The sequence below is a fragment of the Paenibacillus sp. FSL W8-0187 genome (genome assembly GCF_037969755.1).
Lineage (GTDB): Bacteria > Bacillota > Bacilli > Paenibacillales > Paenibacillaceae > Paenibacillus_AQ.
This window is the reverse complement of sequence record NZ_CP150206.1, coordinates 6,649,221-6,674,724: the sequence shown is the minus strand read 5'-3', so window position 1 is coordinate 6,674,724 and position 25,504 is coordinate 6,649,221. Positions and strand designations below refer to the sequence as shown.

Here is a 25,504-nt window from a genome sequence, read left to right as displayed (position 1 = left end):
TGAAACGATACAGCCGGTGTTTCTCAAAGGGGACGCCGGCTGATATGCAGGAGGAGACCTACATGTTGCAAGAAGAGGAAGTAGTAGCTGGTAAGCACTCCGTAACGGAAGCGCTCAAATCAGGACGTACGATCAATAAAATATGGATTGCCGAAAATGCGCAAAAACATCTGACCCTGCCGATCATCGCGGAAGCGAAGAAACTGGGCATTGTCATTCAGCATGTGGACAAACGCAAGCTGGATCAGATGGTTCCAGGGGTACAGCATCAAGGCGTGGTTGCCCAAGCGGCACCGTATGCCTATGTGGAAGTGGAAGATTTGCTGAAGGTTGCGGAGGAAAAGGGCGAACCGCCTTTCTTGCTGCTGCTTGACGAGATCGAGGATCCGCACAATCTGGGCTCGATTCTCCGTACGGCAGACTGCACGGGTGCTCATGGCGTCATACTGCCTAAGCGCAGATCCGCACAAGTAACGGCAACGGTATCCAAAACATCTGCTGGCGCAGTAGAGTATGTACCCGTAGCCAGAGTGACCAATCTGGGCCAAACCATCGATCAACTGAAGGAAATGGGCGTGTGGGTTGTCGGGACGGTCGTTGATGCTGTTCAGGAATTGTATGACACTGAGGTTTTTGACGGGCCGGTTGCTATCGTTATCGGTAATGAGAGTAAAGGAATGGGGCGTCTGATCCGTGAAAAATGTGATGTGCTTGTGAAACTGCCGATGGCCGGAAAAATCAACTCGCTTAACGCCTCGGTTGCCGCAGGTGTCGTTATGTACGAAGTGCTTCGCCGTCGCCGCCTTCAAGGTTAGCAATGATGGCCGATTGGCGGGATGTGCTGCTGGTCGACGGTTATAATATGATCGGCGGCTGGCCATATCTTGCGAAGCTCGCCAATAGCAGCATGCATGATGCGCGAGACCTGCTGCTGGAGAAATTAGCGGATTACCAGGCGTATTCCGGCCTCAGAGTCGTGGTGATTTTTGACGCATACCGGGTCCCTGGGCTGGGGAAATCCTACACGCAAGGCAAGGTTCAGGTGTTTTTTACTAAGGAAAAAGAAACCGCAGATGAGTGCATTGAACGACTAGTCGGAGAGTTCAGCCACCGCCGGCGAAAAATTTATGTGGCGACCAGCGATTTAATTGAGCAGCATGTGATTTTTGCTCGGGGAGCACTCAGGTTGTCCGCCCGGGAATTGCTAAACGAAGTGGAACAGAGCGAGCGCGAAGTGAAGCAGAAAATAACGAAAGAGCAGACCAAGAGCCGGAATACACTTGACGGGAAGCTGCCGCCGGATGTGAGACAGATGTTCGAGCGCTGGCGAAGGGAATAGAACTGTTTTACACAATAGGGACGAAAGGTCGGCTCATTTGGAGAATGAAAACGGTATATGAATCTACGAAAAAAGTTTACATTAAATGTTATTATCGGTCTATTTTAGGTAGAACGTAGTTGACGGTCTAGTAGACATCATATATACTTGTCATATATTTCAAGAGAGTGACGGGCTACCGTGCGTTCCGGGCCGGAGGGATTCTATTGAGTGTGGACCTCAAGGAAGTCATGTTGTCAGGGTATGATGTGATAAGTGATGAAGACATTGTCGAGGCGGTCCGCGAGGGTGATAGCGGGGCGCTGGAGTATTTGATCAATAAATACCGGAATTTTGTACGTGCTAAAGCCCGCTCCTATTTTCTGATTGGTGCTGACCGGGAAGATATTGTCCAGGAAGGCATGATCGGGCTGTACAAGGCAATTCGTGATTTTAAAGGGGATAAGCTGTCTTCGTTCAAGGCCTTTGCCGAGCTCTGCATTACTAGACAGATCATTACGGCAATTAAGACCGCTACGAGACAGAAGCATATTCCGCTCAATTCGTATGTCTCATTGGACAAGCCGATTTATGATGAGGATTCGGACCGTACACTGTTGGATGTCATTTGTGGCACTGCGGTAAGCGATCCGGAGGAACTGATTATTAATCAAGAGGAATTTGTCGGCCTGGAAGACAAGATGTCAGAAATCTTAAGCGATCTGGAACGGAAAGTCCTGATGCTCTATTTGGACGGTCGATCCTATCAAGAGATTGCGGTAGATTTAAGGCGTCATGTAAAATCGATTGACAATGCACTCCAGCGGGTAAAGCGCAAGCTTGAACGTTATCTGGAAGTCAGGGATAATTAATAGCAAGTGTCGGATAAGAAGCAGAAGGCTCAATCAGAGCCTTTTTTTAATTGCCTGATTGCTTTTTAAATCAGGATGGCCGGCGAAGGATCTCCGTGTACTTTGTCGCCATTATTTTTAGTTGGCAGACAGGATAGGACGATAATCAAGGATGTCCATTTTCGCAAAAGCAAAATGTGTAATATTTGGTGTTTCATCTGTTGAAAGATTGAACATACTGGATATAGACTAAATGCTATGCAGGATGGACAAAGACTGTGAAACGCCACAGTTTTTTACAGCGAGGTGTTTACAATATTCCGGGGACGAATTCCCTGGTCTAGCTGGCAATGGCATTTATTGCAGCCCACAATCAGAGAGAAAAAGGCTTGAAATGGCGCTACCCTTGTGATAAAGTGTTTTAGGTAGGCCTAAATTCGCGTGTTTTATGAATGGATCGTTGTTACAGTTTTTGGAACAACGGTTTTATTCATCTCGCAGAAATAACCGAGTTTCGATGAGAACAAGGTTGTTTCTACTAGGATCAATATCGATTCTTCTGACAAAGAAGGACGTCTTCGGGAGGTGCACATCATGCGGGTAATTATCACTTTGGCTTGTACAAGCTGCAAACAAAGAAACTACACAACCACCAAAAACAAGCGAAATCACCCCGACCGCATGGAGATGAAGAAATTTTGCAAGTTCTGTAACGAGCAAACTCCTCATCGCGAAACCAGATAGTTTTCTTTTGGAGGTGTAGTCGGCGTGAAACGTGGTTTCAAGTCTCTGTTTTCCTTTTTCTCTGAAAGCTGGGCGGAACTTAAAAAAGTTCGCTGGCCCAATCGTAAAGAACTGACGAACTATACTTTAATTGTTCTCGGCACCATAGTGTTTGTCACGATTTATTTTTGGGTTGTAGACATCGGTATTTCCGCTGTGATCGAAGCGATAATTTAGAAGGGTCCCAGGTGGCTTGATATGGAAAAAAGATGGTACGTAGTTCATACCTACTCTGGGTATGAGAATAAAGTCAAAGCCAATTTGGAAAAACGTGTCGAGTCCATGGGCATGGAGGACAAAATATTCCGCGTTCTTGTTCCGATGGAAGAAGAAATCGTAAACAAAGACGGCAAGAAAAAAACCGTCATGCGTAAAGTTTACCCGGGATATGTCTTGGTCGAAATGATTCAGACCGATGATTCTTGGTATGTTGTCCGCAATACACCAGGAGTGACCGGTTTTGTTGGTTCGACAGGGTCCGGTTCTAAACCGACGCCTTTGCTTCCAGAAGAAGTAGAACAGATTCTGAAGCATATGGGCATGGAAGAGCCGAAACCGAAGATCGAATTCGACATCAAGGAATCCGTTCGTATCAAGGTTGGTCCTTTTGCGAATTTTGTGGGCTCCGTGGAAGAGATTTTGGCTGAAAAGAGCAAGTTGAAAGTTCACGTCAACATGTTTGGACGGGAAACCCCGCTGGAGTTGGATTATACTCAAGTGGAGAAGATTTAATTCTTCGGGTTTCTTGTGGGAGGGCGTGTCAAAGCGTCCGCTACCACTATTGATGCAAGGAGGTGTCAACCATGGCTAAGAAAGTTATCAAGATTGTGAAACTGCAGATTCCTGCAGGTAAAGCGAATCCGGCTCCTCCAGTAGGTCCTGCATTGGGTCAAGCGGGTGTCAACATCATGGCATTCTGTAAAGAATTCAACGCACGTACTGCTGATCAAGCTGGTCTGATCATTCCGGTTGAAATTTCGGTGTTTGAAGATCGTTCCTTTACATTCATCACTAAAACTCCACCGGCTGCTGTTCTGCTTCGCGTGGCTGCTAAGATCGAAAAAGGATCCGGCGAGCCTAACAAGAAGAAAGTGGCTACTGTTAAGCGTGACGCTGTTCGTCAAATCGCTGAAACAAAAATGCCTGACCTGAACGCTGCATCTGTTGAAGCTGCAATGAAGATGGTAGAAGGTACTGCCCGTAGTATGGGTATCACAATCGAAGACTAATTGTCTCTCGATTGAAACCGAACGAGGTTCGGATTATGTGGGAGGAATTTCCGCTAACACCACAAAGGAGGAAAACAAACATGGCTAAACACGGTAAGAAATACGTTGAAGCTGCGAAGCTGATTGACAGCGAAGCAACTTATGAGCCTTTGGAAGCTGTAGAGCTTGTGAAGAAGGCTGCAACTGCCAAATTCGACGAAACTGTTGAAGCGGCTGTACGTTTGGGTGTAGACCCACGTAAACAAGACCAGGCTGTTCGTGGTGTTGTTGTCTTGCCTCACGGCACAGGTAAAACACAACGCGTTCTGGTATTTGCAAAAGGTGAAAAAGCGAAAGAGGCAGAAGCGGCTGGCGCTGATTTTGTTGGCGATCAAGACATGATCAACAAAATTCAACAAGGCTGGTTCGAGTTTGATGTCTGCGTAGCTACACCTGATATGATGAGTGAAGTCGGTAAACTTGGCCGTCTGCTCGGTGGTAAAGGCCTGATGCCTAACCCTAAAGCTGGTACGGTTACATTCGATGTTGCTAAGGCTGTTCAAGAAATCAAAGCCGGTAAAATCGAGTACCGTCTGGACAAAGCAGGTCAAATTCACGCGCCAATCGGTAAAGTGTCTTTCGATGCAGCTCAATTGAATGAGAACCTCAAAGCTCTCATCGATGCATTGAATCGTGCGAAACCAGCTGCTGCTAAAGGTGTTTACCTGAAAGGTATCGCTGTTTCCTCGACTATGGGACCAAGCGCTCGCGTGAACACAACCGTTTACAGATAATATTACCATTGACTTTGGTCAATGAAGTTTGATATTATGTAACAGTTGTGAGTCTTTGAGACTGACCCTTAAAGTTGAATATGCTTACCGTAGACAGTAGGTGCCCTAAGCAGGCTTAATTTCCTACCGAGGTGTTATGATAGAACGTCAACAATTTGTCCGGTTACACCGGCCAAATGATGATTCATCAGGCCTTCGTGATTCTACGGAGGCTTTTTTAGTGCCCGTAGGAAGAGCGGAGAGCTTGGTGCTCTTACGCTACTAATACAACCAGGAGGTGTAATCATTGGCAAACGCAAAAGTGATCCAAGCGAAACAAGAAGCGGTTGATGTCGTTGCTGCTAAACTGCGCGAAAGCGTATCGACAGTAGTTGCTGACTATCGCGGACTGAACGTTGCGCAAGTAACTGAACTTCGTAAACAGCTTCGTGAAGCTGGCGTCGAGTTCCAAGTACTGAAAAACACACTGCTTCGCCGTGCAACTGCGGCAGCAGAGCTGTCTGATCTGGACGAAGTCCTGACTGGTCCAACAGCTGTTGCATTTGGTACCAATGACGCTGTCGCTCCAGCAAAAATCCTTAATGATTTTGCTAAGAAAAACGACGCGTTGAAATTGAAAGGCGGCGTAGTAGAAGGCCGTGTAATCGGAGAGAGCGAAATCAAAGCTCTGGCAGAACTTCCGTCCCGCGAAGGTCTCCTCTCCATGCTCCTCAGCGTGCTTCAAGCTCCAGTGCGCAACTTCGCGCTTGCAGTTAAAGCTGTTGCTGAGAAGGAAGAACAAGGCGCATAAGCTTTGTCTTGCTGAAGCTGTGTAACAACAACTATAAAATCTTAATAATAAATGGAGGTTCAACTTAAATGAGCAAAGAGCAAATCTTGGAAGCAATTAAAGGTATGTCTGTTCTGGAACTGAACGATCTTGTAAAAGCAATCGAAGAAGAATTTGGTGTAACTGCTGCAGCTCCAGTAGCTGTTGTAGGTGGCGCTGGTGCAGCTGCTGAAGCAGAGCAATCCGAATTCGACGTAATCCTGACTAGCGCAGGCGCGTCCAAAATCAACGTAATCAAAGTGGTTCGCGAAATCACAGGTCTTGGCTTGAAAGAAGCAAAAGAACTGGTTGACAACGCTCCAAAACCATTGAAAGAAAAAGTAGCTAAAGAAGAAGCAGAAGCTGTTAAAGCTAAATTGGAAGAAGCAGGCGCATCCGTAGAAGTTAAGTAATTAGCTTCTTGAGATTCACGTCAGCAAGAATCAAACCCCTTGAATATTTGTTCAAGGGGTTTGTTATTGTGGCGGGGAGACCACAAGGTACTGATTCTCCGCAACTAAGGTTATACTGAAATAAGAGCGCTTAAGAGTGAAATATCTTAGGCGGGTAGACTTTGATTCAAGACGGAGGAAATGATGCCGAATCAACATTATTACTCGAATCAGCCGGAAATTGCTCATGACCGTAAGGAGTTAAAGACGGAGCTTCGGGGGCAGACTTTCAACTTTATCAGTGACGCGGGCGTATTCTCTAAGAGTGGCGTGGATTATGGCAGCAAGGTATTAATAGAGGCTATGGATTTTAACCAGCATGTTGAAGTGTTGGATGTAGGCTGTGGATATGGTCCGATCGGTCTGTCGGCGGCAAGAATGGCTGCGCAAGGACATGTGACGATGATCGACATCAACAGTCGCGCTGTCGAATTAGCCAAGGAGAATGCGAAACGTAATGGTATATCCAATGTGACCATCTTGGAGAGCGATTTGTTTGCCGCGGTTCAGGATCAGCAATTTGACGTGGTTCTAACCAATCCGCCGATCCGTGCCGGGAAAGAGACGGTACATGCTATATTCGAAGAATCGTGGAAGCATTTGCGTGAGAATGGGCAACTGTGGGTTGTGATTCAGAAGAAGCAAGGCGCACCTTCAGCGAAAGCGAAACTGGAGAGTTTATTTCATCAGGTTGAGGAAGTAACGAAGGATAAAGGATACCGGATATTCAGAGCGACTAAATCTTCTTAAAATAGTTCGACTAGGCTGTTGACTTGGGTTTGCTGGTATGGTATTATTATAAAATGTCAGTATTAGGATGGTCTCTTTGTCTTTAGTTGGCTGAAATGTCAAGACTTAATGTGTGGAAAGATGCATAAAGTCGATCATATTGACGTATAATATGTACATTTTGGGCAAATCTACAGGATATGAGATGATTATCATAACCATGGATAAGCTGCTCTTTTTTCGAAAAGGTATTCGATAAGGGCTTTTCTCTATTTATGGGAGTGTCCTCTGTATGTTCCATTATAGTGTTACAAACAGAGGTTCGCAATGAAATTTTTAAAGTGAGTAGACATGAGGGGTGAGTTTAAGTTGGCAGGACATCTTGTTCAATATGGTCGACGCACTCGGCGGAGTTATGCTCGTATTAACGAGGTACTCGAAGTTCCGAACCTGATTGAAATCCAACAAAAATCTTATGAATGGTTTTTGGAGGAAGGACTCCGCGAAATGTTCCAGGACATCTCGCCGATTCAGGATTTCACAGGTAATTTGGTACTAGAGTTCATTGACTACAGCCTTGGAGAACCGAAATACACCGTCGATGACGCGAAAGAACGCGACGTTACTTATGCGGCGCCGCTCCGCGTGAAAGTCCGGCTCATTAACAAGGAGACCGGAGAGGTCAAGGAGCAGGAAGTGTTCATGGGAGACTTCCCGTTAATGACGGAAACCGGAACATTCATTATCAATGGTGCCGAACGGGTTATTGTCAGCCAGTTGGTTCGCTCTCCCAGCGTCTATTTCAGCACAAAAGTGGATAAAAACGGTAAGACGACGTACACTGCAACAGTTATCCCTAACCGCGGCGCTTGGCTTGAACTGGAGATGGACGCGAAGGACATTATCTATGTCCGGATCGACCGTACCCGTAAAATCCCTGTAACGGTACTTTTACGTGCACTTGGTTTTGGTACAGATGCCGAGATTCTGGATCTTCTGGGCAATGATGAATATATTCAAAATACGCTGGATAAAGACAACACCGACTCTACGGAAAAAGCGCTCATCGAAATCTATGAACGTCTTCGTCCGGGCGAGCCGCCAACACTGGAGAATGCGAAGAGCCTTCTCGTTGCCCGTTTCTTCGATCCGAAGCGTTATGATTTGGCTAACGTTGGTCGTTACAAGATCAACAAGAAGCTTCATATTAAGAACCGTCTCTTTAATCAACGTTTGGCAGAGAGTTTGATAGACACCGATACGGGTGAGATCATTGCGGAAGCTGGTCAAACCGTAGATCGCCGTCTTTTGGACGAGATCATGCCTTACCTTGAGAAGAGCGTGGGCTTTAAGAATTATCATGTTACCGGCGGCGTGATGGACAGCGAGGATATCCCGCTGCAAACGATCGACGTATTCTCTCCAATCGAGGATGCAAAAGTCGTGAAGGTCATCGCGAACGCAAACATTGATAAATCCGTGAAGCATATTACGCAGGCAGATATCATTTCTTCCATCAGCTACTTCATCAACTTGCTGCATGGAATCGGCAACACGGATGATATCGACCACCTGGGTAACCGTCGTCTGCGCTCCGTAGGCGAATTGCTTCAAAATCAGTTCCGTATCGGTTTGTCCCGGATGGAACGTGTCGTTCGTGAAAGAATGTCGATTCAGGATGCTAATGTGATTACGCCGCAGGCGCTCATCAACATACGTCCGGTTATCGCATCGATTAAAGAGTTCTTCGGCAGCTCCCAGCTGTCCCAGTTCATGGATCAGACCAACCCGCTTGCGGAACTGACGCATAAACGTCGTCTGTCAGCTCTCGGACCCGGCGGTTTGACGCGTGAGCGTGCGGGCTTTGAAGTGCGGGACGTTCACCACAGTCACTATGGCCGTATGTGTCCAATCGAGACACCGGAGGGACCGAACATCGGTCTGATCAACTCCTTGTCGACATTTGCGCGCATCAACGAATATGGCTTCATCGAAGCTCCGTATCGTTGGGTGGATCCGAAGACCGGTAAAGTAACGGACCAAATCGATTACCTGACTGCAGACGAAGAGGATAACTATATCGTTGCCCAGGCGAACGCCGAGCTTAACGAAGATGGTACCTTCACTGACGAAATGGTTATCGTCCGTTATAACAAGCAATCCGATAACATCCTTCCTATGCCGAGCGACCGTGTAGATTACATGGACGTTTCGCCGAAGCAAGTAGTGTCGGTAGCGACGGCGCTCATTCCGTTCCTTGAGAACGATGACTCCAACCGCGCGCTGATGGGATCCAACATGCAGCGGCAGGCTGTTCCACTTCTTATTCCTAAAGCTCCGCTGGTCGGAACTGGAATGGAACACAAGTCTGCAAAAGACTCCGGTGTATGTATTGTGTCCAAACATGACGGGATTATTGAACGTTCATCCGCTAATGAAATCTGGGTCCGCCGTGTGGAAAATGTCGACGGACAAGAAGTCAAAGGCGATCTTATTAAACATAAATTACACAAATTTATGCGTTCGAACCAAGGAACATGCATCAATCAGCGTCCAATCGTTAAACGCGGCGATGTCATCAAAAAAGGTGATATTCTCGCAGACGGTCCATCCACGGAGATGGGCGAATTGGCACTGGGCCGCAACGTCGTTGTGGCGTTCATGACTTGGGAAGGTTACAACTACGAGGATGCGATTCTTCTCTCCGAGAAACTGGTCAAAGAGGACGTGTACACTTCGATTCATATCGAGGAGTACGAATCCGAAGCTCGTGACACGAAGCTCGGACCAGAAGAAATTACGCGTGATATTCCTAACGTAGGGGAAGAAGCGCTGAAGAACCTTGACGAGCGCGGAATTATCCGCATCGGTGCCGAAATCAGCGCCGGAGACATCCTCGTGGGTAAGGTAACGCCTAAGGGTGTAACCGAACTGACGGCGGAAGAGCGTCTCCTGCATGCGATCTTTGGTGAGAAGGCTCGCGAAGTGCGCGATACCTCGCTGCGCGTTCCTCACGGTAGTGACGGGATCATTGTGGATGTGAAGGTGTTTACACGTGAGAACGGTGACGAATTGCCGCCGGGCGTTAACCAACTGGTTCGCGTTTACATCGCACAGAAACGTAAAATCTCCGAAGGTGACAAAATGGCCGGACGTCACGGTAACAAAGGTGTCGTTGCCCGTATTTTGCCTGAAGAAGATATGCCGTTCCTGCCAGATGGCACACCGGTTCAAGTTGTGTTGAACCCTCTAGGGGTTCCATCACGGATGAACATTGGTCAGGTGCTCGAGGTTCACTTGGGTATGGCCGCGCTCCAGCTCGGCATTCACGTGGCTTCACCGGTATTTGACGGCGCAAGCGAGTATGACGTGTTTGATACGATGGAAGAAGCAGGCATGCAGCGCAATGGTAAGACCGTATTGTACGACGGACGGACGGGTGAACGTTTTGAACGTGAAGTTACCGTCGGCGTCATGCATATGATCAAACTCGCGCACATGGTTGATGATAAAATTCACGCCCGTTCTACGGGACCATACTCACTCGTTACACAGCAGCCGCTGGGTGGTAAAGCTCAGTTCGGTGGACAGCGCTTCGGTGAGATGGAAGTATGGGCACTTGAAGCTTACGGTGCTGCCTATACGCTGCAAGAAATTCTTACCGTCAAGTCGGATGACGTGGTCGGCCGGGTGAAAACCTACGAATCCATCGTCAAGGGCGAGAACGTTCCGGAACCGGGTGTTCCTGAATCGTTCAAGGTATTGATTAAAGAGCTTCAGTCTCTCGGTATGGATGTCAAAATCCTGAGCGAGAATGAAGAGGAAATCGAGATGAAAGAACTCGATGACGAAGACGATGCTCAAGGTGATAAACTGAGCCTTAACTTGGAAGGCACTGAAGTCGGAGTGGAATAACGGTCAATCATTCACCCCCGTCGGCTTATAGGTCGGCGGTGGTGTTATGGTCGTATAGCACATAAATAGGACTAGGTTGAGGAGGGTTGCTCCTTGTTGGACGTTAACAATTTTGAGTACATGAAAATCGGTCTTGCTTCACCGGAAAAAATTCGCTCTTGGTCTCGCGGAGAGGTGAAGAAGCCTGAAACGATTAACTACCGTACATTGAAGCCGGAGAAAGAAGGCCTGTTCTGTGAGCGGATTTTCGGTCCGCAGAAGGACTGGGAATGTCATTGCGGTAAGTATAAGCGTGTCCGTTATAAGGGAGTAGTCTGCGATCGCTGTGGCGTTGAAGTAACACGCGCTAAAGTCCGTCGTGAACGGATGGGCCATATCGAGCTTGCGGCTCCTGTATCGCATATTTGGTATTTCAAAGGGATTCCAAGCCGTATGGGTCTGGCTCTGGATATGTCCCCAAGATCTCTTGAGGAGATCATTTACTTCGCATCTTATGTTGTAACCGATCCAGGAGATACACCGCTGGAGAAGAAGCAGCTGTTGTCCGAGAAGGAATACCGCAGCTACCGTGAAAAGTACGGCTACGGATTCCAAGCAGGCATGGGTGCTGAAGCGGTTAAGAAGCTTCTTCAAGACATCGATGTTGACAAAGAGCTTGAGTTCCTTAAAGAAGAACTGCGCACTGCACAGGGTCAACGCCGCAACCGGGCCATCAAACGCCTGGAAGTGATTGAGGCGTTCCGTAACTCCGGCAACAATCCGGAGTGGATGATCATGGATGTGCTGCCAGTCATTCCACCGGAGCTTCGTCCGATGGTTCAACTTGATGGTGGACGCTTTGCGACCTCCGACTTGAACGATCTGTACCGTCGCGTTATTAACCGGAACAACCGTCTAAAAAGATTGCTGGATCTCGGTGCGCCGGATATTATCGTACAGAACGAGAAGCGCATGCTGCAGGAAGCTGTCGATGCACTGATCGATAACGGCCGTCGCGGTCGTCCGGTCACAGGTCCTGGTAACCGTCCGCTTAAATCCCTCAGCCACATGCTGAAAGGTAAACAAGGACGTTTCCGTCAGAACTTGCTCGGTAAACGGGTTGACTATTCTGGTCGTTCCGTTATCGTTGTAGGTCCTTACCTGAAAATGTACCAATGCGGTCTGCCTAAGAAAATGGCGCTTGAGCTCTTCAAGCCGTTTGTTATGAAAGAATTGGTCAACAAAGGCCTTGCACATAATATCAAGAGTGCGAAGCGCAAAGTAGAACGTGTAAGTCCAGAAGTATGGGATGTGCTCGAAGAGGTTATTAAAGAGCATCCGGTTCTTCTGAACCGTGCACCGACGCTTCACAGACTCGGTATCCAAGCATTTGAACCGATTCTGGTTGAGGGCCATGCGATCCGTCTTCATCCGCTCGTATGTACAGCATATAACGCTGACTTTGACGGTGACCAAATGGCGGTTCACGTTCCTTTGTCTGCCGAAGCTCAAGCTGAAGCGCGTCTTTTGATGCTGGCATCGGGTAACATTCTGAATCCGAAAGACGGTAAGCCAGTTGTTACGCCTTCTCAGGATATGGTACTGGGTTCCTTCTATCTCACGATGGATAACAAGGAAGAGAAAGGTACCGGCATGATTCTGGGCAGCGTGAACGAAGCGGTTTCCGCTTATCAGCGTGAAGCAGCTGGTCTGCATGCACGCGTAGCGATTCCGGTTAAAGCCCTGGGCAAAACATGCTTTACGGAAAAACAGCAGAATGCGATGTTGGTTACGACGATCGGCCGGATTATCTTTAACGAGATTTTCCCTGCCAGCTTCCCTTATATCAATGAAGCGACTCGTACGAACCTGCTGCAAGGTACGCCTGAGAAGTATTTCGTATATGAGAAGGGTGCAGATATTCAAAAAGTGATCCAAGAACTGCCAATCAGCGGTGCTGTTGGTAAGGAATATCTGGGTTCCATCATTGCACGCTGCTTTGAAACGTACCATACAACCGAAACCTCTGTGATTTTGGATAAAATCAAGCAGATCGGTTTCACATACTCTACTCGTGCAGGCGTAACCGTTGCGGTATCCGACGTTATCGTACCTGACGAGAAGAATGAAATTCTGAAAGAGTCCGACGAGAAGGTTAAAGTGGTAACGAACCAATATCGCCGCGGCTTGATTACGAATGAAGAACGTTATGACCGTGTTATCGATATCTGGTCCAAGACCAAAGACGATATTACGGATGTACTCATGAAATCGATGGACCGCTTTAACTCCATCATGCTCATGGTGGATTCCAAAGCGCGGGGTAACAAATCACAGATCACTCAGCTCGGTGGTATGCGGGGTCTGATGGCGAACCCGTCGGGTCGTATCATCGAACTCCCAATCAAATCGAACTTCCGTGAAGGACTGACGGTACTCGAGTACTTCCTGTCCACGCACGGTGCGCGTAAAGGTCTTGCCGATACAGCGCTTCGTACCGCTGACTCCGGTTACTTGACTCGTCGACTTGTTGACGTGGCCCAGGATGTTATCGTTCGCGAAGATGAGTGCAGCACGGATAAAGGCTTTACTGTTAGCCGTATTCAGGACGGTAAAGAAGTTATCGAGGATCTCTATGACCGTATTGAGGGACGTTATGCCTTTGAAACCGTTCGTCATCCGGAAACGAAAGAGATCATCGTGAATCGCAACGAATTGATTGATTCCGACAAAGCTGAGGAAATCGTAGCAGCTGGTGTTGAGAAACTGCAAATTCGTTCCATCTTGAGCTGCCGTGCACGTTATGGCGTCTGCAAAAAATGTTATGGTCGTAACCTGGCTACTGGTAAGCATGTTGAGATTGGTGAAGCGGTTGGTATTATCGCAGCTCAATCCATCGGCGAACCGGGAACACAGCTCACGATGCGTACGTTCCATACAGGCGGCGTTGCCGGTGATGATATTACACAAGGTCTTCCGCGTATCCAGGAGCTCTTTGAAGCCCGTAATCCTAAAGGTCAAGCGACCATTAGTGAGATTGATGGTGTGGTTAAAGAAATCCGCGAAACGAAGGACCGTCGTGAAATCGAAATTCAAGGTGAAGCTGAAACTAAGGTTTACGCAGTTACCTACGGTTCCCGTCTGCGCGTAAGCGAAGGCAAGCACATTGAAGCCGGGGATGAACTGACCGATGGTTCCATTGATCCGAAGGAAATGCTTCGCATCAAAGGTATCCGTGGTGTGCAGAACTACATCCTTCAGGAAGTACAACGCGTATACCGTAACCAAGGCGTAGAAATTAACGATAAGCACGTTGAAGTTATGATCAGACAGATGCTGCGTAAATTCCGTATCGTTGATGCGGGAGATACGAACCTGTTGCCAGGCTCCTTCGTGGATATGCATGAATACGAGACAGCCAATAAAGACGCTATTCTCTCCGGGAAAGAACCAGCAGTTGCCAAACCGGTTCTCCTCGGGATTACAAAAGCATCTCTCGAAACCGATTCGTTCTTGTCAGCGGCCTCCTTCCAGGAGACAACTCGCGTGTTGACTGACGCTGCAATCAAAGGTAAAGTCGATCAACTGCTTGGTCTGAAAGAGAATGTTATCATTGGTAAACTGATCCCTGCGGGAACGGGTATGAACCGTTATCGCAGCGTGAAGTTCGCGGGACAAAACGATGTGAATGACGAAAGTCAGGAACTCGAAACAGCTTCTATAGATTAAGAGACAGTCAGGTGACGGGGAGATTTTCGCGTCGTAAGATGCTGAATTTCTCCGTCCCAATGTTTCTTTTTCCTGATTTAATAGCTTGACATCGCTTAGGGCAGATGCTAATATAGCAAAGGTGCGTGAATAGTTTCTTTGTTCCCTGTTCTTTTGGAGGAATGACTTGTGTCTAATGATAAAGGATTACAGGATGCACACATCAAGATTGGCACCAAACAAACGATGAAGGCCGTTGAATCCGGTTTGGCTGCAGAGGTTTATGTGGCTGAAGATTGCGACCAACGTTTGATTTCAAAAGTCGTATCCGAGTGTGATAAGAATGGTGTGCATATCAACTATGTACCCACGATGATAGAGCTTGGAGAAGCATGCGGTATTGAAGTTGGTGCAGCTATGGTAGCTGTCTTGAAATCATGATTTGAGAAATCGTTTTTGTTGGAGAAGGCGTTACTTCTCTCGGCAAAAACTTTTCATTTGTCCTTTTATGAACCGCCTGGGTCTGTGGACTTAAACGGGGTTGTAATTAGGATGATAAATACGGGAAGGGGGTGGCTAGCATGCCAACAATTAACCAACTGGTTCGCAAGGGCCGTCAAGCTAAAGTTTACAAATCGAAATCTCCAGCTCTTCAAAAAGGTTTTAACGCTTTGAAACGTGAGGAGACCGACTTGAGCGCTCCGCAAAAACGCGGTGTATGCACTCGTGTAGGCACAATGACGCCGAAAAAACCGAACTCCGCACTTCGTAAATATGCTCGTGTTCGCTTGACGAACCGCATTGAGGTGACGGCTTACATTCCGGGTATCGGACATAACTTGCAAGAGCACAGTGTTGTATTGGTTCGCGGTGGACGGGTAAAAGACCTTCCGGGTGTACGTTACCATATCGTTCGCGGCGCACTTGATACCGCTGGTGTAAACAACCGGATGCAAGCTCGTTCCAAATACGGCACGAAGCGTCCTAAAGCAAAAAGCTAATTGATGCTCATGTTTTCGTAACATGACTCATGACTGAAGAAAGGGGGATATCCATGCCACGCAAAGGTCCAGTAACTAAAAGAGACGTGCTGCCAGATCCAGTGTATAACAGCAAGCTGGTAACTCGTCTGATCAACCGCATCATGTTGGATGGTAAAAGAGGTGTTGCTCAAAGCATCCTTTACAATTCGTTCAACATCATCAAGGAACGTACTGGTAATGATCCGATGGAAGTGTTTGAAGCAGCTATCAAGAACATCATGCCAGTATTGGAAGTTAAAGCTCGTCGTGTCGGCGGTGCTAACTACCAGGTTCCAATCGAAGTTAAACCAGAGAGACGTACATCCCTTGGATTACGTTGGCTCGTAAACTACTCCCGCAACCGCGGCGAGAAAACCATGGAAGAGCGTTTGGCGGCTGAGATCATCGATGCTTCCAACAACACAGGCGCTTCCGTTAAGAAACGCGAAGATACACACAAAATGGCTGAAGCGAACAAAGCGTTTGCTCACTACCGTTGGTAGGATTCAGCAACTAATTTTACACTTTAATTTTGAAGGGAGACTATTCGCATGGCGACAAGAGAGTTCTCCTTGAAAAATACACGTAATATCGGGATCATGGCGCATATTGATGCTGGTAAAACGACCACAACAGAGCGGATTTTGTTCTACACAGGCCGTACTCATAAAATCGGTGAAACCCATGAGGGTTCCGCTACTATGGACTGGATGGAGCAAGAGCAGGAGCGCGGAATTACCATTACTTCCGCCGCGACTACCGCTTCTTGGAAGGGTCACCGCGTTAATATTATCGACACCCCGGGGCACGTTGACTTCACAGTAGAAGTTGAACGTTCCCTTCGTGTATTGGATGGGGCAGTAGGTGTATTCAGTGCGAAAGAGGGCGTAGAACCTCAGTCGGAGACGGTTTGGAGACAAGCAGACCGTTACGGTGTACCGCGGATCGCATACGTAAACAAAATGGATATTATCGGTGCCGACTACTTGAACGTAGTTAAAGATATGAGAGAGCGTCTGCAAGCGAACGCGGTAGCGATTCAGCTTCCGATCGGTGCAGAGAATGATTTCATTGGCATCATCGATGTTATCGAGGAAAAAGCCTTTATGTATAAGGATGACCTTGGTCAAAACATCGAAGAAACCGAAATTCCAGCAGAATTCAAGGATCAAGTGGAAGAGCTTCGCAACGAGCTTGTTGAGAAGGTAGCAGAACTTGACGAAGACTTGACAATGAAATATCTTGAAGGTGAAGAAATCACCATAGCTGAGTTGAAAGCTGCTCTGCGTAAAGGTGTTGTCGAAGTTAAGATCTTCCCAGTTATCTGTGGATCTTCTTACCGTAACAAAGGCGTTCAGTTGATGCTTGATGCCGTAATCGATTATTTGCCGGCTCCAACTGATGTTCCAGACATCAAGGGTACCCATGAAGATGGAACTGAAGCTATCCGGCATTCTTCCGATGAAGAGCCGTTCTCGGCTTTGGCATTCAAAATCGCTACGGACCCTTATGTTGGTAAGCTGACATTCTTCCGCGTATATTCCGGTGTACTGCAATCCGGCTCTTACGTACTGAATGCAACTAAAGGCAAACGTGAGCGCATTGGTCGTATCCTTCAAATGCATGCGAACAGCCGTCAAGAAATTTCCGAAGTATTCGCCGGAGATATCGCAGCTGCCGTAGGTTTGAAAGATACGGGTACAGGTGATACACTATGTGATGAGAAGGACCCGGTTATCTTGGAGTCCATGAACTTCCCTGATCCGGTTATCGAAATCGCAGTTGAGCCTAAAACAAAAGCTGACCAAGATAAATTGGGTGTAGCTCTCGGTAAGTTGACTGAAGAGGATCCAACTCTTCGTGCACATACTGATGAAGAAACAGGCCAAACGATCCTGGCAGGTATGGGTGAGCTTCACTTGGACATTATCATCGACCGTATGCGTCGTGAGTTCAAAGTAGAAACCAACGTGGGTAAACCACAGGTAGCTTACCGCGAAACATTCCGTCAACCAGCTCGCGTTGAAGGTAAATTCGTTCGTCAGTCCGGTGGTCGTGGTCAATACGGTCACGTATGGGTTGAGTTCGAACCTCTGGAAGCAGGTAGCGGTAATCAATTCGAGAGCAAGGTTGTCGGTGGTTCTGTACCAAGAGAATACATTGGTCCAGCTCAACAAGGTATTGAAGAGCAAATGAAGAACGGTGTACTCGCCGGCTTCCCGCTTGTTGACGTTAAAGCAACAATCGTCGACGGTTCATACCATGATGTTGACTCCAATGAAATGGCGTTTAAAATCGCCGGTTCCATGGCTTTGAAAGCAGCTAAAGACAAGTGTAAGCCTGTCCTGCTCGAGCCTATTATGAAAGTTGAAGTTACCGTGCCTGAGGAATACATGGGCGACGTAATGGGTATGCTGAACTCCCGCCGTGGACGTATCGAAGGTATGGACTCCCGTGGTGGTACTCAAATTATCCGTGCGAAAGTACCTCTTTCCGAAATGTTCGGTTACTCCACTACCCTTCGCTCCGGTACACAAGGACGCGGTGTGTTCTCCATGGAAATCTCCCACTACGAAGAAGTTCCTAAGAATATCTCCGATGAAATTGTGTCCAAGATCAAAGGCGGAGAGTAATAACGTTTTACCTGCTGGATAGGAGGCGGGACCAACATCCCGTTAACTCCGCTTCCGGCCCAACATATATATCCCCTTAAGGAGGAATTGTTCAAATGGCAAAGGCTAAATACGAACGTACGAAACCCCATGTTAACATCGGTACTATCGGTCACGTTGACCATGGTAAAACAACTTTGACAGCTGCAATCACATCTGTATTGTCCAAAACTTACGGTGGTGCTGCAATGTCTTTCGATCAAATCGACAAAGCTCCAGAAGAGCGCGAACGCGGTATCACAATCTCTACTTCCCACGTAGAGTATGAAACTGACGCTCGTCACTATGCGCACGTTGACTGCCCAGGTCACGCTGACTATGTTAAAAACATGATCACTGGTGCAGCTCAAATGGACGGAGCAATCCTGGTTGTATCCGCAGCTGACGGCCCAATGCCGCAAACTCGCGAGCACATCCTGTTGTCCCGCCAAGTAGGCGTTCCTTACATCGTTGTATTCTTGAACAAATGCGACATGGTTGAAGACGAAGAGCTCTTGGAATTGGTTGAGATGGAAGTTCGCGACCTGCTGAACGAGTATGACTTCCCAGGCGACGACACTCCGATCACTCGTGGTTCCGCTCGTGAAGCTCTGCAAAACCCAGATGGCGAATGGGCACAAAAAATCGTTGAAATGTTCAAAACAATCGACGAGTACATCCCATTGCCTGAGCGCGACACTGACAAGCCTTTCTTGATGCCTGTCGAGGACGTATTCTCCATCACTGGTCGTGGTACCGTTGCTACAGGTCGTGTAGAGCGTGGTACGATCAAAGTTGGTGACGAGATCGAAATCGTTGGTATCGCTGAAGAAACTAAGAAATCCGTTGTTACGGGCGTTGAGATGTTCCGTAAATTGCTGGATTCCGCACAAGCTGGTGACAACATCGGTGCATTGCTTCGTGGTGTTGAGCGTACTCAAATCGAGCGCGGTCAAGTACTTGCTAAGCCTGCTTCCGTTAAACCACACACAGAGTTCACAGCTCAAGTATACGTACTGAGCAAAGAAGAAGGCGGACGTCATAAGCCTTTCTTCACTGGCTACCGTCCACAGTTCTACTTCCGTACTACGGACGTAACTGGTGTGATCAACTTGCCAGAGGGTTCTGAAATGGTTATGCCTGGTGATAACATCACTGTAACGGTTAACCTGATCAACCCAATCGCGATTGAAGAAGGAACTAAGTTCTCCATTCGTGAAGGCGGCCGTACCGTAGGTGCTGGTTCCGTTGCTTCCATCATTAAATAATTAAGGCTTACGAATAGCCTTGAATATAGCAACAGTGTATTGTAACGAGCAACAATGTGATGTCCAGATAAAAGAGTCTGATCCTTTGGATCAGGCTCTTTTCTTTAGGGATCAGCCCCAATAATCTGATTACATTCTCTGATGGATATCAGTTATTTAATTCGAAACTTTCTATTATATAGAATAGAGAGTGCGTTACAATATGATATGCGAAAAGCGATGAAATCTATTAGCCAAGTTCTGCAACCTTCGGTTAAAGATGTAAATACATATTAATTATGAATTAGTGCTTGCAATACGCCTATCTTTTATATATAATAGTGAATGTTGTTCTGCGACGTTGCGATGATGTGAGAGGTTACCGACACACCCGGCCCCTTTGCCATGAGGTGGGTGGTTGGAAAATTTTCGCGGAGTATGTCCGATACCAAATTGGGCGATAGAAGGAGGGAATAAAATGGCAAAGCAAAAAATTCGTATTCGCTTGAAAGCATACGACCACAGAGTTCTTGATCAATCCGCTGAGAAAATTGTTGAGACAGCAAAACGTTCGGGTGCTGGTGTATCCGGTCCGATCCCGCTTCCAACTGAGAAACAAATAATTACCATTCTCCGTGCGGTGCACAAGTATAAGGATTCTCGGGAACAGTTCGAAATGCGTACACATAAACGCTTGATCGACATCGTGAACCCGACTCCACAAACTGTGGATGCCTTGATGCGCTTGGACCTGCCGTCCGGTGTAGATATCGAAATCAAACTGTAAGCATTGCATAATGAATTAGAGAAGAGAAAAGAGGTGTCAACATGAAAGGTATCTTAGGTAGAAAGCTCGGAATGACTCAAGTGTTTACCCCTGAGGGTGTTGTAATTCCTGTAACGGTTATCGAAGCAGGTCCTTGTGTTGTTCTTCAAAAGAAAGATCTGGAAAACGACGGATACGAAGCGATTCAAGTCGGTTTCTCTGATAAGAAAGAGAACAGATCTAACAAACCAGAAGCAGGCCATGCGAAAAAAGCAAACACTGCGCCTAAGCGCTACGTTCGCGAAATTCGCGGTGTTGACCTCGCGAGTGTCGAGGTTGGACAAGAGCTGAAGGCTGATGTCTTCGCAGAAGGCGAATTTGTTGACGTAACGGGTATTTCCAAAGGTAAAGGTTTCCAAGGTGTAATCAAACGTTGGGGCCAAAGCCGCGGACCAATGTCTCACGGTTCCCGTTATCACCGTAGACCAGGTTCCATGGGTTCGATCCAGGCAAACCGTGTTCCTAAAGGAAAACGCCTGCCAGGTCACATGGGCAATGAGACGGTTACGATTCAAAAGCTCGAGGTTGTCAAAGTCGACACAGAGCGTAACGTAATCCTTGTTAAAGGCTCCATTCCTGGACCTAAAAAAGGTTTCGTTCAAATCAAAGAAACGGTGAAGAAATAATCGCCTAAAGAAAGGAGGAACAAAGAATGCCTAAAGTAGCACTTTATAATGTCAGCGGTAGCCAAGTTGGCGAAGTAGAATTGAATGAAGCTGTGTTTGGCATCGAGCCGAACGTACACGTACTGCACAGTGCAGTATTGTTGCAGCGCGCTTCCCTTCGTCGTGGTACCCACAAAGTAAAAGGACGTTCTGAAGTACGCGGCGGCGGACGTAAGCCTTGGAAACAAAAAGGTACTGGCCGTGCTCGTCAAGGTTCGATCCGTTCTCCACAATGGAAAGGCGGCGGTGTGGTATTTGGACCAACTCCGCGCAGCTACACGTTTAAACTTCCTAAGAAAGTTCGTCGTTTGGCTATCAAATCCGCATTGTCTTCCAAAGTGATTGACAACGCAATTATCGTATTGGATCAATTGACGCTGAATACGCCGAAAACGAAAGAGTTTGCTAACATCCTTAGCAACCTGAAAATAGGCCGTAAAGCTCTAATCGTTGCTCCAAGCTATGATGATAATGTAGCCCTTTCCGCACGTAATATTCCTGGTGTGAAATTCGTAGCGGCTGACGGCATTAATGTTCTTGACGTAATGTCGTACGATCAACTGATCATTACGAAGGAAGCAGTTCAGAAGGTAGAGGAGGTGCTCGCGTAATGAAAGACCCACGCGATATAATCAAGCGCCCGGTGATCACGGAACGTACGGCTGACTACATGGCAGAGCTGAAATATGCTTTTGAAGTGGATATCCGCGCTAACAAGACCGAGATCAAGCAAGCTGTCGAATCTATTTTTAAAGTTAAAGTATCGAACGTGAATACGATGCGTGTCCCTGCTAAACCAAAGCGTTATGGCCGTTATTCCGGTTACACAACCGAATGGAAAAAGGCGATCGTGACTTTGGCTCCAGACAGCAAACCGCTCGAGTTCTTTGAATCGGTTGAATAAGAATTTCTTAAGTAAGGAGGGAAAATTCAGTGCCTATTAAAAAGTATAAACCGACATCCCCGGCTCGACGCAACATGTCCGTGTCGACTTTCGAAGAAATCACCACGAATCAGCCGGAGAAATCGTTGCTGGCTCCGCTGAGTAAAACAGCTGGCCGTAACAACCAAGGTAAAATTACGGTTCGTCACCATGGCGGCGGACACAAGCGTAAATACCGTATCATCGACTTCAAACGGAATAAAGACGGCATTCCAGGTCGCGTTGCTACAATCGAATACGACCCGAACCGTACTTCCAACATCGCTCTGATTCACTATGTAGATGGTGAAAAACGTTATATCATCGCTCCTAAAGGTCTGAAAGTTGGAGACCAAGTAGTATCTGGAGTAGGTGCTGACATCAAGATTGGTAACTCACTTCCACTGGAAAACATTCCAGTAGGTACCGTTATCCACAACATCGAATTGAAACCAGGTAAAGGCGGACAATTGGTTCGTGCTGCTGGTACAGAAGCTCAACTTCTCGGTAAAGAAGATAAGTACGTAACTGTTCGTCTTTCTTCCGGTGAAGTTCGTCGCATCCTGAAAGTTTGCCGTGCAACCATCGGTTCTGTGGGTAACCAAGACCATGAGTTGATCAAAATCGGTAAAGCTGGTCGTAGCCGCTGGCTTGGACAACGTCCTGAAGTACGTGGTGTGGTAATGAACCCTAACGATCACCCTCACGGTGGTGGTGAAGGCCGCGCTCCAATCGGACGTAAATCGCCTATGTCTCCATGGGGTAAACCAACCCTTGGTTACAAAACACGTAAAAAAGGTAAAGCTTCTGACAAATATATCGTTCGCCGCCGCACGAAGTAATGCGCGATTGTGCATAACTTCGTGACAGGCTCGAAGGTAACGAGACAATTTGGTGAAGGGAGGATTTCAATATGAGCCGTAGTTTGAAAAAAGGACCTTTTATTGACGGATATCTGCTCAAAAAAGTGGAGGACATGAACAGCGCAAGCAAAAAGGCTGTGATCAAAACCTGGTCCCGCCGCTCCACTATTTTCCCGCAATTTATCGGTCACACGTTCGGAGTATACGATGGCCGTAAACATGTACCTGTATATGTAACAGAGGACATGGTAGGACACAAGTTGGGTGAGTTCGCTCCAACTCGTACTTACAAAGGTCATGAAGATGATAAGAAAACAAGAAGATAATTAATGAAGCTCTTTGTTTGAGAGGAGGTTAAACATATGGAAGCAAAAGCACATGCTAGATCGATTCGTATTGCTCCTCGTAAAGCTCAACTCGTTGTTGACTTGATCCGCGGTAAGCAAGTGGGCGAAGCGATCGCAATTCTTCGTCACACTCCGAAAGCTGCATCTCCGGTTGTTGAGAAGCTTTTGAACTCGGCTATCGCAAACGCTGAGCATAACTACTCTTTGGATGTAACTAAATTGGTTGTGACGCAAGCTTATGTCAACCAAGGACCGACTATGAAACGTTTCCGCCCGCGTGCGATGGGACGTGCAAGCCGGATCAATAAACGCACCAGCCACATTACTTTGGTGGTAGCTGAAAAATAAGGAGGGAAAACGTGTGGGCCAAAAGGTAAATCCAGTAGGACTCCGTATCGGTATTATCCGTGATTGGGAATCCAAATGGTATGCAGGCAAAGACTTCGGTGATCTTTTGCTGGAAGACGTGAAAATCCGTGAATACCTGAAAAATAAATTGAAAGACTCCGCTGTATCTCGTATCGAAATCGAGAGAGCGGCTAATCGTGTGAACGTGACGATCCACACTGCGAAGCCTGGTATGGTTATCGGTAAAGGTGGTTCCGAAGTAGAAGTACTGCGCGGACAAGTGACTAAAATTGCCGGCGGTAAAAAAGTTCACATCAACATTTCTGAAATTAAAAACCCTGAACTGGACGCTATTCTTGTTGCTGAAAGCATTGCACAACAGTTGGAACGTCGTGTGTCTTTCCGTCGTGCACTGAAACAAGCGATTCAAAGAACTATGCGCTCTGGAGCTAAAGGGATTAAAACATCGGTCAGCGGACGTCTTGGCGGAGCCGAGATTGCTCGTACGGAAGGCTACAGTGAAGGAACTGTTCCACTTCATACGCTTCGTGCAGACATCGACTATGGTACAGCAGAAGCGCATACGACTTACGGCCGTATCGGCGTGAAAGTATGGATCTATCGTGGAGAGGTTCTTCCTACGGCTAAGAAACAAGCTGCTCAGGAAGGAGGCAACTAATCATGTTGGTACCAAAACGTGTAAAACACCGCAAACAACAGCGCGGCCATATGAGAGGTCAAGCTAAAGGCGGTACTGAACTGAACTTCGGCGAATTCGGTCTGCAAGCTACAGAACCAGGCTGGATCACGAACCGTCAGATCGAAGCTGCTCGTATCGCGATGACTCGTTACATTCGTCGTGGCGGTAAAGTATGGATCAAGATTTTCCCAGATAAGCCGATTACTCAAAAGCCTCTCGAAGTGCGGATGGGTAGCGGTAAAGGTAACGTAGAGAAATGGGTTGCCGTTGTAAAACCAGGCAAGATCATGTTTGAACTTGGAGGCGTGTCCGAGGAAATCGCCCGCGAAGCGATGCGTCTCGCCGCTCACAAGCTGCCTGTTAAAACGAAGTTTGTGAAACGAGAAGAAGTGGGTGGTGAAGCAAATGAAAGCTAATGAACTGCGCAACTTAACCACTGCAGAAATCGAGCAAAAAATCGCCGGATTTAAAGAGGAACTCTTTAACCTCCGTTTTCAATTGGCCACAGGCCAGCTTGACAACCCGACTCGGATCCGTGACGTTCGCAAAGAAATAGCTCGTGCTAAAACCGTTATCCGTGAAAGAGAACTTGGGATTAGTTAATGAAACGGAACTCACTGTTCTGAATTCAGGAAGGAGGCTAACAAATGAGCGAAGAACGCAATGCTCGTAAAGTGCAAATTGGTAAAGTTGTCAGCGATAAAATGGATAAAACCATTGTTGTAGCTGTTGAAACTTATAAGAAGCATGACTTGTATCACAAACGCATTAAATACACGAAAAAATTTAAAGCGCATGATGAGAACAATCAAGCTCAAATCGGAGATACCGTTAAAATCATGGAAACTCGCCCTCTCTCCAAAGACAAGCGCTGGAGATTGGTAGAAGTGGTTGAAAAAGCGGTTATCATCTAAGATATGATCAGTTTTTGATGGAAGGAGGAAATTTAAATGATTCAACCATTTACACGTTTAGCTGTTGCTGACAACTCCGGTGCGAAGGAACTGATGTGTATCCGCGTATTGGGTGGTACTGGTCGTCGTACAGCTCAAATCGGTGATTTGATCGTATGTTCCGTCAAACAAGCAACACCAGGCGGCGTTGTCAAAAAGGGTGATGTAGTAAGAGCGGTAGTCGTTCGTACGAAACGTTCTGTACGTCGTAAAGACGGATCCTACATCTCATTTGACGAGAATGCAGCTGTTGTTGTTAAAGACGACAGAAGCCCACGCGGAACTCGTATTTTCGGACCAGTTGCTCGCGAACTTCGCGAAAGAGACTACATGAAAATCGTTTCCTTGGCTCCGGAAGTAATCTAAATAACACCCCAAAAAGTGACGTAACTTTTCGGGAACCCGATAAATAGTT

The 25,504-nt window shown here is 47.1% G+C and carries 30 protein-coding genes and 1 other annotated feature; all 30 genes read left to right on the top strand.

What is annotated here, in order from left to right; translation table 11 throughout:
• Nucleotides 1-62: 62 nt before the first annotated feature.
• The 30 genes from rlmB to rplN all read left to right on the top strand — a co-directional run bounded on the left by rlmB (nt 63) and on the right by rplN (nt 25,455).
• Entirely contained in the window at nt 63-815 is a 753-nt protein-coding gene (gene rlmB / locus MKY48_RS30395; protein WP_076326234.1) for a 23S rRNA (guanosine(2251)-2'-O)-methyltransferase RlmB, read from the top strand.
• Between the two features lie 5 nt (nt 816-820).
• Nucleotides 821-1,339: an NYN domain-containing protein gene (locus tag MKY48_RS30390; RefSeq protein WP_076326260.1), complete on the top strand. Its 519-nt coding sequence runs from the start codon at nt 821-823 to the stop codon at nt 1,337-1,339.
• A 206-nt stretch (nt 1,340-1,545) separates the two neighbouring features.
• On the top strand, nt 1,546-2,190 hold the full coding sequence (gene sigH, locus MKY48_RS30385) for an RNA polymerase sporulation sigma factor SigH (RefSeq protein ID WP_006212942.1): 645 nt from the start codon (nt 1,546-1,548) through the stop codon (nt 2,188-2,190).
• A 573-nt stretch (nt 2,191-2,763) separates the two neighbouring features.
• Nucleotides 2,764-2,913, top strand: coding sequence for a 50S ribosomal protein L33 (gene rpmG, locus MKY48_RS30380; RefSeq protein WP_006212941.1), 150 nt, complete (start codon nt 2,764-2,766; stop codon nt 2,911-2,913).
• A gap of 24 nt (nt 2,914-2,937) precedes the next feature.
• Complete coding sequence (secE, locus tag MKY48_RS30375) at nt 2,938-3,129, top strand: preprotein translocase subunit SecE (RefSeq protein WP_006212940.1); 192 nt, start codon at nt 2,938-2,940, stop codon at nt 3,127-3,129.
• A 21-nt stretch (nt 3,130-3,150) separates the two neighbouring features.
• Nucleotides 3,151-3,684, top strand: a complete 534-nt coding sequence (gene nusG / locus MKY48_RS30370) for a transcription termination/antitermination protein NusG (protein WP_006212939.1) — start codon at nt 3,151-3,153, stop codon at nt 3,682-3,684.
• A 71-nt stretch (nt 3,685-3,755) separates the two neighbouring features.
• Nucleotides 3,756-4,181, top strand: a complete 426-nt coding sequence (rplK, locus tag MKY48_RS30365; RefSeq protein ID WP_076326233.1) for a 50S ribosomal protein L11 — start codon at nt 3,756-3,758, stop codon at nt 4,179-4,181.
• An 80-nt stretch (nt 4,182-4,261) separates the two neighbouring features.
• Complete coding sequence (gene rplA / locus MKY48_RS30360) at nt 4,262-4,954, top strand: 50S ribosomal protein L1 (protein ID WP_009591966.1); 693 nt, start codon at nt 4,262-4,264, stop codon at nt 4,952-4,954.
• A gap of 69 nt (nt 4,955-5,023) precedes the next feature.
• Nucleotides 5,024-5,182 (top strand) — a sequence feature (ribosomal protein L10 leader region).
• 58 nt (nt 5,183-5,240) lie between these two features.
• Entirely contained in the window at nt 5,241-5,744 is a 504-nt protein-coding gene (gene rplJ / locus MKY48_RS30355; protein ID WP_090914113.1) for a 50S ribosomal protein L10, read from the top strand.
• A gap of 68 nt (nt 5,745-5,812) precedes the next feature.
• Complete coding sequence (gene rplL / locus MKY48_RS30350) at nt 5,813-6,175, top strand: 50S ribosomal protein L7/L12 (RefSeq protein WP_009591984.1); 363 nt, start codon at nt 5,813-5,815, stop codon at nt 6,173-6,175.
• A gap of 183 nt (nt 6,176-6,358) precedes the next feature.
• Entirely contained in the window at nt 6,359-6,964 is a 606-nt protein-coding gene (locus MKY48_RS30345; protein WP_339268324.1) for a class I SAM-dependent methyltransferase, read from the top strand.
• A 348-nt stretch (nt 6,965-7,312) separates the two neighbouring features.
• Nucleotides 7,313-10,858, top strand: a complete 3,546-nt coding sequence (gene rpoB / locus MKY48_RS30340) for a DNA-directed RNA polymerase subunit beta (RefSeq protein ID WP_339268322.1) — start codon at nt 7,313-7,315, stop codon at nt 10,856-10,858.
• A 93-nt stretch (nt 10,859-10,951) separates the two neighbouring features.
• The gene (rpoC, locus tag MKY48_RS30335) at nt 10,952-14,566 is read left to right on the top strand and encodes a DNA-directed RNA polymerase subunit beta' (protein ID WP_076326228.1); all 3,615 of its coding nucleotides are present in this window, start codon (nt 10,952-10,954) and stop codon (nt 14,564-14,566) included.
• 168 nt (nt 14,567-14,734) lie between these two features.
• Nucleotides 14,735-14,986 (top strand): ribosomal L7Ae/L30e/S12e/Gadd45 family protein, encoded by a 252-nt coding sequence (locus MKY48_RS30330; RefSeq protein ID WP_006212931.1) that lies wholly within the window; start codon nt 14,735-14,737, stop codon nt 14,984-14,986.
• 140 nt (nt 14,987-15,126) lie between these two features.
• The gene (gene rpsL, locus MKY48_RS30325; protein WP_006212930.1) at nt 15,127-15,546 is read left to right on the top strand and encodes a 30S ribosomal protein S12; all 420 of its coding nucleotides are present in this window, start codon (nt 15,127-15,129) and stop codon (nt 15,544-15,546) included.
• Nucleotides 15,547-15,599: 53 nt separating this feature from the next.
• Complete coding sequence (rpsG, locus tag MKY48_RS30320) at nt 15,600-16,070, top strand: 30S ribosomal protein S7 (protein WP_006212929.1); 471 nt, start codon at nt 15,600-15,602, stop codon at nt 16,068-16,070.
• Between the two features lie 48 nt (nt 16,071-16,118).
• Nucleotides 16,119-18,200 (top strand): elongation factor G, encoded by a 2,082-nt coding sequence (gene fusA / locus MKY48_RS30315; RefSeq protein ID WP_339268319.1) that lies wholly within the window; start codon nt 16,119-16,121, stop codon nt 18,198-18,200.
• A 95-nt stretch (nt 18,201-18,295) separates the two neighbouring features.
• A complete protein-coding gene (gene tuf, locus MKY48_RS30310) occupies nt 18,296-19,486 on the top strand; it encodes an elongation factor Tu (RefSeq protein WP_076326226.1) in 1,191 nt (396 codons plus the stop codon).
• Between the two features lie 457 nt (nt 19,487-19,943).
• On the top strand, nt 19,944-20,252 hold the full coding sequence (gene rpsJ / locus MKY48_RS30305) for a 30S ribosomal protein S10 (protein ID WP_006212922.1): 309 nt from the start codon (nt 19,944-19,946) through the stop codon (nt 20,250-20,252).
• A gap of 41 nt (nt 20,253-20,293) precedes the next feature.
• Nucleotides 20,294-20,917 (top strand): 50S ribosomal protein L3, encoded by a 624-nt coding sequence (rplC, locus tag MKY48_RS30300; protein WP_076326225.1) that lies wholly within the window; start codon nt 20,294-20,296, stop codon nt 20,915-20,917.
• 26 nt (nt 20,918-20,943) lie between these two features.
• Nucleotides 20,944-21,567: a 50S ribosomal protein L4 gene (rplD, locus tag MKY48_RS30295; RefSeq protein ID WP_076326224.1), complete on the top strand. Its 624-nt coding sequence runs from the start codon at nt 20,944-20,946 to the stop codon at nt 21,565-21,567.
• Complete coding sequence (gene rplW, locus MKY48_RS30290; RefSeq protein WP_006212919.1) at nt 21,567-21,860, top strand: 50S ribosomal protein L23; 294 nt, start codon at nt 21,567-21,569, stop codon at nt 21,858-21,860. The genes rplD and rplW overlap by 1 nt, the downstream gene beginning before the upstream one ends.
• Before the next feature lie 29 nt (nt 21,861-21,889).
• Nucleotides 21,890-22,720 (top strand): 50S ribosomal protein L2, encoded by an 831-nt coding sequence (rplB, locus tag MKY48_RS30285; RefSeq protein WP_076326223.1) that lies wholly within the window; start codon nt 21,890-21,892, stop codon nt 22,718-22,720.
• Nucleotides 22,721-22,791: 71 nt separating this feature from the next.
• Complete coding sequence (gene rpsS / locus MKY48_RS30280; protein WP_023964919.1) at nt 22,792-23,067, top strand: 30S ribosomal protein S19; 276 nt, start codon at nt 22,792-22,794, stop codon at nt 23,065-23,067.
• 36 nt (nt 23,068-23,103) lie between these two features.
• Nucleotides 23,104-23,436, top strand: a complete 333-nt coding sequence (rplV, locus tag MKY48_RS30275; protein ID WP_015737624.1) for a 50S ribosomal protein L22 — start codon at nt 23,104-23,106, stop codon at nt 23,434-23,436.
• Between the two features lie 13 nt (nt 23,437-23,449).
• Nucleotides 23,450-24,115 carry a 30S ribosomal protein S3 gene (gene rpsC, locus MKY48_RS30270; RefSeq protein WP_006212915.1) on the top strand — a complete coding sequence of 222 codons (666 nt, stop codon included), beginning with the start codon at nt 23,450-23,452 and terminating at the stop codon, nt 24,113-24,115.
• A gap of 2 nt (nt 24,116-24,117) precedes the next feature.
• Nucleotides 24,118-24,552 (top strand): 50S ribosomal protein L16, encoded by a 435-nt coding sequence (rplP, locus tag MKY48_RS30265; RefSeq protein ID WP_009589221.1) that lies wholly within the window; start codon nt 24,118-24,120, stop codon nt 24,550-24,552.
• The gene (gene rpmC / locus MKY48_RS30260) at nt 24,542-24,739 is read left to right on the top strand and encodes a 50S ribosomal protein L29 (RefSeq protein ID WP_007132561.1); all 198 of its coding nucleotides are present in this window, start codon (nt 24,542-24,544) and stop codon (nt 24,737-24,739) included. Before rplP ends, rpmC begins: the two co-directional genes overlap by 11 nt.
• A 44-nt stretch (nt 24,740-24,783) precedes the next feature.
• A complete protein-coding gene (rpsQ, locus tag MKY48_RS30255) occupies nt 24,784-25,050 on the top strand; it encodes a 30S ribosomal protein S17 (protein WP_009589223.1) in 267 nt (88 codons plus the stop codon).
• 36 nt (nt 25,051-25,086) lie between these two features.
• Nucleotides 25,087-25,455: a 50S ribosomal protein L14 gene (gene rplN / locus MKY48_RS30250; RefSeq protein WP_006212911.1), complete on the top strand. Its 369-nt coding sequence runs from the start codon at nt 25,087-25,089 to the stop codon at nt 25,453-25,455.
• Nucleotides 25,456-25,504 lie beyond the last annotated feature (49 nt).